Source organism: Streptomyces globisporus, from assembly GCF_003501885.1.
Taxonomy (GTDB): Bacteria; Actinomycetota; Actinomycetes; order Streptomycetales; family Streptomycetaceae; genus Streptomyces; species Streptomyces globisporus_D.
In genome coordinates, this window is sequence record NZ_QWFA01000022.1 from 36,440 (window position 1) to 43,041 (window position 6,602).

A 6,602-nucleotide genomic window follows, 5' to 3' on the forward strand; every position below is an offset into this window, starting at 1 on the left:
GCCGCCCGCCGGGAATGCGCGACGCCTTGCGGGATGTTCATCATTCAACTAAATTGATTCCAGAACACTCGCCCGGAGGTGGCTTCCATGCCCGCAGTGACTGTCGACAACCCGCTGACCCTGCCCAAGGTGGCCGCTTCGGGTGACGCCGTGGCTCGTCCCGTGCTCGCCGTCACGACCGCGCCCAGCGGCTTCGAGGGCGAGGGCTTCCCCGTCCGCCGTGCGTTCGCGGGGATCAACTACCGGCACCTCGACCCGTTCATCATGATGGACCAGATGGGTGAGGTGGAGTACGCGGCAGGGGAGCCGAAGGGCACCCCCTGGCACCCGCACCGCGGCTTCGAGACGGTCACGTACCTGATCGACGGGACCTTCGTCCACCAGGACTCCAACGGTGGCGGCGGCACCATCGAGAACGGCGACACGCAGTGGATGACCGCCGGCTCGGGCCTGCTGCACATCGAGGCCCCGCCGGAGTCCCTCGTCCTGTCCGGCGGCCTCTTCCACGGCCTCCAACTCTGGGTGAACCTGCCCAAGGCCGACAAGATGATGAACCCGCGCTACCAGGACATCCGCGGCGGCGAGGTCCAGCTCCTCGCCTCCCCCGACGGCGGCGCGCTGCTCCGCGTCATCGCCGGTGAACTCGACGGCCACGAGGGCCCGGGCATCACCCACACCCCGATCTCGATGATCCACGCCACCGTCCGGCCCGGCGCCGAGGTGACCCTGCCGTGGCGCGAGGACTTCAACGGCCTCGCGTACGTCCTGGCCGGGCGCGGCACGGTGGGCGCGGAGCGCCGCCCGATCGCGATGGGCCAGACCGCGGTGTTCGGCGCCGGCGGTTCGCTGACCGTGCGCGCGGACGAGCGGCAGGACGGCAACACCCCGGACCTGGAGGTCGTCCTCCTCGGTGGCCGCCCGATCCGGGAGCCGATGGCCCACTACGGACCGTTCGTGATGAACAGTCAGGCCGAACTGAAGCAGGCCTTCGAGGACTTCCAGGCCGGCCGCCTGGGCACGGTCCCCGCGGTCCACGGCATGTGACGCACCCTCACCCGTACGGGGTGCGCCGGCGGGCTCGCCGGCGCACCCCGTGATCGGCTGGGAGGGTGCCCGCATCCACGCCCCTCCTGCCCGACAGCGCCCGCCGCGCCGCGGCCTGGTGCGGTGCGGTCCTGCTCGTCGTGGGCGTCGCCGCCGTCGCGATCTGGCTGGTCGTCGTCCTCAAGACCGCAGTCACCCCGGTGCTGCTGGCCCTCCTCGGCACGGCACTGCTCGGACCCGTCCACCGCTGGCTCATCGCGCGCCGCCTCAACCGTTCGCTGGCCGCGGGGCTGACCTGCGCCGCCCTCGTCGCGGTGGTCGGCGGGGCCGGGTACATCGTCGTCACCGCCCTCGTCGACTCGGGCGACCAGATCGTCGCCTCGCTGAAGGACGCGGGCCAGTGGGTCGTCGACCACTTCGACATCGCCGGGGCCACGGACGTCGACGATCTGGCCGACAACGCGAAGAGCCTGGTCGAGAAGTTCGGGGCGAGCGCGGCGGGCGGTCTGCTCAGCGGCATCAGCCTGATCGGTTCGCTGGTGGCGACCAGTGTGTTGGCCCTGCTGCTGACGTTCTTCTTCCTGCGCGACTCGGACCGGGCGGTGAACCTGGCCCACACGGTGGCCCCGCGCGGCACGGGGGACCTGGTGGAGGCCATGGGGCGGCGCGCGTTCGAGGCCGTCGAGGGCTTCATGCGGGGCACCACGTTCATCGCCCTGATCGACGCCGTGTGCATCACGGTGGGCCTGCTGATCCTGGACGTGCCGGGGGCGGTGGGGCTCGGCGCGCTGGTCTTCGTCGGCGCGTACATCCCGTACCTGGGGGCGTTCCTCTCCGGCGCGGTGTCGGTGCTGGTCGCGCTGGCCGACCGGGGGTTCGTGATCGCCCTGTGGGCGCTGGGGGTGGTGCTCGCGGTCCAGGTGCTGGAGGGCCATGTGCTCCAGCCGATGATCCAGAGCCGTACGGTCCAGATGCACCCCGCGATGATCATGATCGCCCTGACGGCGGGAGCCAGCGTGGCCGGCCTCCTGGGCATGCTGCTGGCGGTCCCGCTGTGCGCGGCGGCTTTCGGCGTCCTGGGCGAACTGCGCGGGGGCGGCCATTCCAGCCCGCCGGACAGCGGCCCAGGCCCGTCGGGCGGCGCCCACCCCAGCCCGTCCGGCGCTTGAGGACGGAACCCTTGCGGTGGTGGACCCGAGCTCTCGGAGAGCCAGGGCCCGGGGTCCCTCACCCGCTCAAAAGACCCCCGGTTCATCCGACTCGTACAGCTCGAACCAGATCGACTTCCCCTCCCCCCGCGGATCCACCCCCCACGCATCCGCCAGCATCTCCATGAGCACAAGCCCCCGCCCGCTGGACGCCATCTCCCCCGGCCGCCGCTTGTGCGGCAGCTCGTCGCTCGCGTCGGCGACCTCGACCCGCAGCCGCCGCTCACCCTGTTCCCCGGAGACCTCCGCCACCATCAGCGCGTCCCCGTCCGTGTGGACGAGCACGTTGGTCGCCATCTCGGAGACCATCAGGACCGCCGAGTCCACCTGCTCGGGATCGCTCCAGTCGTGCAGCAGCTCCCGCACGAGCTGCCGCCCCACCGAGATCCGCTCCGGCTCGGCCTGCGCGATGGTCAGGACGCTGCGGCGGGCCGCCGTCTCCGGGGCCGGGGCGCTCTCACGTCGCAGCACCAGGACCGCGATGTCGTCCTCCCGCCGGTCCGCGAGCGGCCCGGTCGTGTAGTGCGAGGTCGGCCCGTGCACGGCCTGGACCAGGGCGTCGGCGAGCTGCTCCAGGTCCTCCACCGGCTTCTCCAGGACCGGGCGCAACCGGGTCCAGCCGGTCGCCATGTCGTGCCCGCCGGTCTCGATGAGGCCGTCCGTGCACAGCATGATCGTCTCGCCGGGCTCCAGGACCACCCGGGTGGTGGGGTAGTCGGAGTCCGCCTCGATCCCGAGCGGCAGCCCACCGGCCGTCTGCCGGATCACCGCGGTCCCGTCGGCGCTGATCACCACCGGGTCGGGGTGGCCCGCGCGGGCGATGTCCAGGGTCCCGGCCTCCGGGTCGACCTCGGCGTACAGGCAGGTCGCGAAGCGCGGAGCGGCGGGCTCCTCGTCGCCCTCGACGCTCTCGTACGCGTCGGTGAGCCCGGACAGGAAGCGCGAGGCCCGGGCGAGCACGGCGTCCGGGCGGTGCCCCTCGGACGCGTAGGCGCGCAGGGCGATCCGGAGCTGGCCCATCAGCCCGGCGGCCCGCACGTCATGGCCCTGGACGTCGCCGATGACCAGGGCGATCCGGCCGTTGGGCAGCGGGATCATGTCGTACCAGTCGCCGCCCACCTGGAGCCCGCCACCGGTCGGCACGTACCGCGCGGCCACCGTCATCCCGGGGATCTGCGGGCCCAGGGTCGGCATCATCGAGCGCTGGAGCCCCAGCGACAGCTCGCGTTCCGTCTCGGCGGCCCCGGCGCGGGCCAGAGCCTGGGCGAGCATCCGGGCGACCGTCGAGAGCACCGCGCGCTCGTCCGGGGAGAAGCCCACCGGGTGCTGGAACCCGGCCATCCAGGCGCCCATGGTGCGGCCGGAGGACACCAGGGGCAGGAAGGCCCAGGACTGCCGCCCGAAGCGCCGGGCGAGCGGCCAGGTGGCCGGATAACGGCGGCGGTACTCGTCGGGGGAGGGGAGGTAGATCGCGCGGCCGGTGCGGACGACCTCGGCGGCCGGGTAGTCGGTGTCCAGGGGCATGTCGGTGAAGGGTTCCTCGTCCCCGATGTTGTGCCCGTGGTGCCCGATGATCGTCAGCCGTTCCCCGGCGGAGCCGAAGACCGCGAGGCCGTCCGGGGAGAAGCCGGGCATGGACAGGGACCCGGCGACCCGCAGTACCTCCGCGGTGGACCGGGCCTCGGCCAGCGCGCGCCCGGCGTCCAGCAGGAACGCCTCCCGGGACCGCCGCCAGTCACCGGTGATCGGCGTGTGGGCGGCGTCGGTGGAGCCGGGCTGCGGCTCGGCGACCTCCTGGAGCGTGCCGTAGAGGACATAGGCCTCGCTGTCGGCCTCCTCGTCCGTCCGGAAGACCGGCTTGGAGCGGCTGCGCACGGTACGCAGGACCTGACCGCGCTCGTCCACGATCCGCAGCCGCGCTTCGGCGAGGCTGCCCTCGGCGACCGCGAGGTTCACCACCCCGTAGATCTCGTTCCAGTCGACCGGGTGGAAACGGGAGCGCACCGCCGACTCCCGGTAGCTGCCGGGCTCGGGAGGCAGGCCGAGCAGCCGGGCCGCCTCCGCGTCGAGCGTGACCGTGCCGGCTGCGTTGTCCCAGCGCCACAGGCCCGTCGCGATCGCGGCCAGGACTTCCTCGGTGCGCATTGCCCCACTTTAGGAAGATGTGCTCGGTGGACGCCACCGAGAGGCCGCCACCTGCCCAGGGGGCGGCGGGTGCGGCGGCGCAAAGGGAAATGAAGCCTCCCGGCCCCGGGCGGTAGCCTGGGGAGGCTCAATCCCCACCTAACCGCGAAGACTGGATGAACGACGATGCATCGGTACAGGTCCCACACCTGCGGCGAGCTCCGCGCCTCTGACGTCGGCACCGACGTCCGGCTGAGCGGCTGGCTGCACAATCGCCGAGACCTGGGCGGCATCCTCTTCATCGATCTGCGCGACCACTACGGTCTGGTGCAGCTCGTCGCCCGCCCCGGCACCCCCGGCAACGAGGCCCTGGCGAAGCTCACCAAGGAGACCGTCGTCCGGATCGACGGCAAGGTCTCCGCACGCGGCGCGGACAACGTCAACCCCGAGCTGCCGACCGGCGAGATCGAGATCGAGGTCTCCGAGGTCGAGGTGCTCGGCGAGGCCGCGCCGCTGCCCTTCACGATCAACACCGAGGACGGCGTCAACGAGGAGCGGCGCCTTGAGTACCGCTTCCTCGACCTGCGGCGCGAGCGCATGCACCGCAACATCATGCTGCGCTCGGCCGTGATCGCCTCCATCCGCTCCAAGATGGTGGCCCTCGGCTTCAACGAGATGGCGACCCCGATCCTCACCGCGACCTCCCCCGAGGGTGCCCGTGACTTCGTCGTCCCGTCGCGGCTGAACCCCGGCAAGTTCTACGCGCTGCCGCAGGCCCCGCAGCAGTTCAAGCAGTTGCTGATGATCTCGGGCTTCGACCGCTACTTCCAGATCGCGCCCTGCTTCCGCGACGAAGACGCCCGCGCGGACCGCTCGCCTGGCGAGTTCTACCAGCTCGACGTCGAGATGTCCTTCGTCGAGCAGGAGGACGTCTTCCAGCCGATCGAGAAGCTGATGACCGAGCTCTTCACCGAGTTCGGCAACGGCCGCGAGGTCACCTCGCCGTTCCCGCGCATCCCGTTCCGCGAGTCGATGCTGAAGTACGGCAACGACAAGCCGGACCTGCGCGCCAAGCTGGAGCTCGTCGACATCTCCGACGTCTTCGCCGACTCCGGCTTCAAGGCGTTCGCCGGCAAGCACGTCCGCGCGCTGCCGGTCCCGGACACCGCGGGCCAGTCCCGGAAGTTCTTCGACGGCCTCGGTGAGTACGCCGTCGAGCACGGCGCCAAGGGCCTGGCCTGGGTACGCGTGGGCGAGGACGGCACGCTGGCAGGACCGATCGCCAAGTTCCTCACCGAGACCGACGTCAAGACGCTCACCGAGCGCCTCTCGCTGGTCCCCGGCCACGCCGTCTTCTTCGGCGCGGGCGAGTTCGACGAGGTCTCCAAGATCATGTCGGCGGTCCGGGTCGAGGCCGCCAAGCGCGCCGGCCACTTCGAGGAGGGCGTCTTCCGGTTCTGCTGGATCGTCGACTTCCCGATGTACGAGCGGGACGAGGAGACCGGCAAGATCGACTTCTCGCACAACCCCTTCTCGATGCCTCAGGGCGGCCTCGCCGACCTGGAGGAGAAGGACCCGCTGGACATCCTCGCCTGGCAGTACGACATCGTCTGCAACGGCATCGAGCTGTCCTCGGGTGCCATCCGTAACCACGAGCCCGAGCTGATGCTCAAGGCCTTCGAGATCGCCGGTTACGACCGCGAGACCGTCGAGCACGAGTTCGCGGGCATGCTCCGCGCGTTCCGCCTCGGCGCCCCGCCGCACGGCGGCATCGCCCCCGGCGTCGACCGCATCGTCATGCTGCTCGCGGACGAGCCGAACATCCGCGAGACCATCGCCTTCCCGCTCAACGGCAACGCCCAGGACCTGATGATGGGCGCCCCGACCGAGCTGGACGAGACCCGCCTGCGCGAGCTGAACATCCAGCTGCGCAAGCCGGTCGCCGCGAAGGGCGCGTCGGAGAAGCCCGCCGACAAGTAGTCCGTACGGTCCCGCTCTACGGATGTTTCACGTGAAACAGCCCCCGATCACCCGATCGGGGGCTGTTTCGTTGCATAGCCGCGAGCGCCGGAGACGGCCGGGCGACGTGGTACAGCCGGATGGCCCCGGTTCGGGTTCGGCCGGTGCGGGCCCGGCAAGGACTGGCACCGAGACACCCCTCTCGCAGCCCGTCCTGTTGTGCCGCGCCGCCCGCCGCCATCCGAGGAGCCCACCGTGTCCCTCCCC

4 protein-coding genes are annotated in these 6,602 nt (G+C 71.4%); 3 read left to right on the forward strand and 1 reads right to left on the reverse strand.

Annotated features, from left to right (window positions below):
• Positions 1 to 87 precede the first annotated feature (87 nt).
• Together D3105_RS06140 and D3105_RS06145 are read left to right on the forward strand one after the other, a co-directional pair.
• Positions 88 to 1,044 (forward strand): pirin family protein, encoded by a 957-nt coding sequence (locus D3105_RS06140; protein ID WP_118900720.1) that lies wholly within the window; start codon positions 88 to 90, stop codon positions 1,042 to 1,044.
• 65 nt (positions 1,045 to 1,109) lie between these two features.
• Complete coding sequence (locus D3105_RS06145; protein WP_118900722.1) at positions 1,110 to 2,213, forward strand: AI-2E family transporter; 1,104 nt, start codon at positions 1,110 to 1,112, stop codon at positions 2,211 to 2,213.
• Between the two features lie 66 nt (positions 2,214 to 2,279).
• Here the strand turns inward: D3105_RS06145 and D3105_RS06150 are convergent, their stop codons facing one another.
• Positions 2,280 to 4,397, reverse strand: a complete 2,118-nt coding sequence (locus tag D3105_RS06150) for an ATP-binding SpoIIE family protein phosphatase (RefSeq protein WP_118900724.1) — start codon at positions 4,395 to 4,397, stop codon at positions 2,280 to 2,282.
• Between the two features lie 165 nt (positions 4,398 to 4,562).
• On the opposite strand from D3105_RS06150, the gene aspS reads away from it, so the two are divergent.
• On the forward strand, positions 4,563 to 6,356 hold the full coding sequence (gene aspS / locus D3105_RS06155) for an aspartate--tRNA ligase (RefSeq protein WP_065482488.1): 1,794 nt from the start codon (positions 4,563 to 4,565) through the stop codon (positions 6,354 to 6,356).
• Positions 6,357 to 6,602: the final 246 nt, after the last annotated feature.

What these genes read in the sequence shown, in the direction of transcription:
- D3105_RS06140 (WP_118900720.1), top strand. Translation starts at nt 88, where the DNA reads ATGCCCGCAGTGACTGTCGACAACCCGCTGACCCTGCCCAAGGTGGCC.
- aspS (WP_065482488.1), top strand. Translation starts at nt 4,563, where the DNA reads ATGCATCGGTACAGGTCCCACACCTGCGGCGAGCTCCGCGCCTCTGAC.
- D3105_RS06150 (WP_118900724.1), bottom strand. Translation starts at nt 4,397, where the DNA reads ATGCGCACCGAGGAAGTCCTGGCCGCGATCGCGACGGGCCTGTGGCGC.